2 protein-coding genes and 1 pseudogene are annotated in these 2,833 nt (G+C 74.8%); all 3 read left to right on the top strand.

What is annotated here, in order from left to right:
* Window positions 1–7: 7 nt before the first annotated feature.
* Window positions 8–571: a GNAT family N-acetyltransferase gene (locus ABZ371_RS31240; RefSeq protein ID WP_358686015.1), complete on the top strand. Its 564-nt coding sequence runs from the start codon at window positions 8–10 to the stop codon at window positions 569–571.
* 138 nt (window positions 572–709) lie between these two features.
* The gene (locus tag ABZ371_RS31235; RefSeq protein WP_358686013.1) at window positions 710–2,230 is read left to right on the top strand and encodes an ABC transporter substrate-binding protein; all 1,521 of its coding nucleotides are present in this window, start codon (window positions 710–712) and stop codon (window positions 2,228–2,230) included.
* A 4-nt stretch (window positions 2,231–2,234) separates the two neighbouring features.
* Window positions 2,235–2,833: pseudogene (locus ABZ371_RS31230) on the top strand (ABC transporter permease); the annotation flags it as partial.

Raw genomic sequence — 2,833 nt, 5'->3', positions numbered from 1 at the left:
AGGGGCGGTGGTGACCCAGGACGTGCCGGAGGGTGCGGACGGCTACGTCCTGCGGACGGCGACCGCCGAGGACGTCGGAGGCGCGCGGGCCGTCATGCTCGACACCGTCTACGGCGATCTGGAGTCCGGGTACGTACCGCGCTGGCACGCCGACATCATCGATCCGGAGGGCGCCTACCTGCGCCCCCCGCGGTGCACGCTGCTCGTCGTGCTGCACGGTGGTGAGGTCGTCGCGACCGGAGCCGTGCGCGACCGGGGGCCCCAGGCGCCGCCCAATCCGCAGTGGGTCGCCGACCGCTTCCCGTCCGGCACCACCGCCCAGCTCTGCCGGATCTACGTACGCCCGGGGCACCGCAGGCACGGGCTGGCGCGACGACTGGTGCGGGAGCTCGGCGCCTTCGCGGCGCGGGCGGGCGGTTACACCTCGCTCTACCTGCACACCGACCCGGCCGTGCCGGGGGCGGAGCCCTTCTGGCGGTCGATGGCCAAGGAGGTGTGTGACGAACGCACGCTGCCGGGCGGCGGTCAGGGGATCGTCCACTTCGAGCTGCCGGTGCCCGAGATTCGGTGAACCGGCCCCCGGGCCTGACCCCGGCACGGCCCCGGGCCTGACCCCGGCCCAGTCCCCCCGTGGCCTCCGTGGGCCTCGGGGGCATCCGTGGGAACTCCCACGGTAAAGATGATAATCGTTTTCATATAGGGTTCCACCATGTTCACGCCCCGTAGCCGCCGCTCCCGGCCGGCAGTCGCCGCCATCGCCACCGCCGCCCTCCTCCTCCCGCTGGCAGCCTGCTCCGCCGCGGCCGACGGGGGAGCGTCCGACGGTGACCGGCGGCTCCGGGTCGTCATGGCCTTTCCCCCCGCCCAGTCCATGTCCCCGTACGGCGACGACGCGGTCACCCTCAGCCGGCTCGCCGTCATCGAGGGCCTGACCACCCTGGACGCCGACGGTGCCGCCCGGCCCGCCCTCGCCGCGTCCTGGACGAGGACCGACACCACCACCTGGACGTTCACGCTCCGCGACGCCGTCTTCCAGGACGGCGCGAAGGTCGACGCCGACGCCGTCGTCCGCTCCCTCACCGCGGCGGGCAAGGCATCCCCGCCGCCCCGCGTCCTGTCCGGCACCGAGCTGACCGCGACCGCCACGGACGCGCACACCGTGCGGATCGTCACCGCGCACGCCGACCCGCTCCTGCCCCAGCGGCTCGCCAACCCCTCCCTCGCGATCCTGTCCCCGGACGCGTACCGGAACGGCAGGGCGAACCCCGTGGGACACGCCACGGGGGCCTTCACCATGACCGGCCTCGACGGCGCGGTCGCCGCCACCCTGGAGCGCAACCCCACCTACTGGGGCGGCAAGGCCGAGGCCCCCGGCGTCGACGTGACGTTCGTCGCGGACGGGACCGCCCGGGCCAACGCCCTGCGGACCAAGGCCGTCGACGTCGCCGAATACGTACCGACAGCCCAGGCGTCACTGCTCGGCGACGCCTACGTCCACGAGTTCCCCTCGGCCCGGACCAACGGCCTCTCCCTCAACACCCGGCGCGGCGTCTTCGCCGATCCGGCCATGCGCGCCGCCGCCCGTGAGGCGATCGACCCGAAGGAACTGGTCGACGGCGTGTACGAGGGCCGGGCCGATACGGCGCAGGGCCTCCTCGGCCCCGGCGTCCCCTGGGCCGCCGCCGCCCGCACGTCCCCCACGGGCCGGACCGCGGCCGCCGCCCGCCCCGAGGTGGCCAGGACCGAGGAGATCGTCCTCGCCACCTACACCAACAGGCCCGAACTGCCCGAGGTCGCCACGATCGTCCAGCAACAGCTCCAGGCGCGCGGCTTCACCGTCAGGCAGGTCGTCCGCGACTACGCGCAGCTGGAGGCCGACGCGCTCGCCGGCCGGTACGACGCGTTCATCCAGGCCCGCAACACCCTCCTGGACACCGCCGACCCGCTCTCCTACCTGACCTCCGACTTCACCTGCGACGGCAGCTTCAACATCTCCCAGCTCTGTGACGAGCGCGTCGACTCCGCGGTGGACAAGGCCGCGTCCCTCGCCGCCACCGGCGACCGCCACACCGCGGAGATGACCGCCGAGGCCGCCGTGCTCGGCACCGACGCCCTCGTACCGCTCGTCCACGAACGCTTCGTCCAGGGATACGACGGGGCCCACGTCGAAGGGGTCGCGCTCGACCCCATGGAACGCACCCTCATCACCGCCGGCACCCGACTCCGGTGACCGCGTGAAGCACCTGGCCGCCCGGCTCGGCACCCTCCTCGCCGTCCTCGCCGTCATCGGCCTGCTGCCCCGGCTGACCCGCACCGACCCCGCCCTCACGATCCTGCGCGCCCGCTACGCGGACCGTCCGCCCACGCCCGCCGTGCTCGACGCGATCCGCGCCGGGACCGGACTCGACGGCGGCCCCCTGCACGTGCTCGGCCACTGGGCCCGCGGACTGCTCCGGGGAGACCTGGGGGAGTCCTGGGTCTCCGGCGACCCGGTCGGCCCCGACGTGACGTCCGCACTCGGCGTCTCCCTCACCCTCATGGCCTGCTCGCTCGCGGTGGCGGTACCGCTGGCCCTCGCGCTCACCGCACCAGCCCTCCGGCGGGGCGCCCACCGGCGGCAGACCACCACCCGGGCCGGTGCCGGCGCGGCCGTCCTCGCCGCCCTGCCCGAGTTCCTCCTCGCCGCCGCCCTCGCCACCCTCGTCGCCGTACAGCTGGGCTGGCTCCCCGCACTCGGGTGGGGAAGCGCCGAGCAGGCCGTCCTGCCCGCCCTCGCGATGGGCGTCCCGGCCGGCGCCCTGCTCGGGCGGCTGCTCGACGACGCCCTGCCCGC

Origin of the sequence: Streptomyces sp. NPDC005899 (assembly GCF_040629645.1) — a bacterium.
GTDB lineage: Bacteria > Actinomycetota > Actinomycetes > Streptomycetales > Streptomycetaceae > Streptomyces.
This window is presented reverse-complemented; position numbering and strand designations above follow the sequence as displayed.

What these genes read in the sequence shown, in the direction of transcription:
- ABZ371_RS31235 (WP_358686013.1), top strand. Translation starts at nt 710, where the DNA reads ATGTTCACGCCCCGTAGCCGCCGCTCCCGGCCGGCAGTCGCCGCCATC.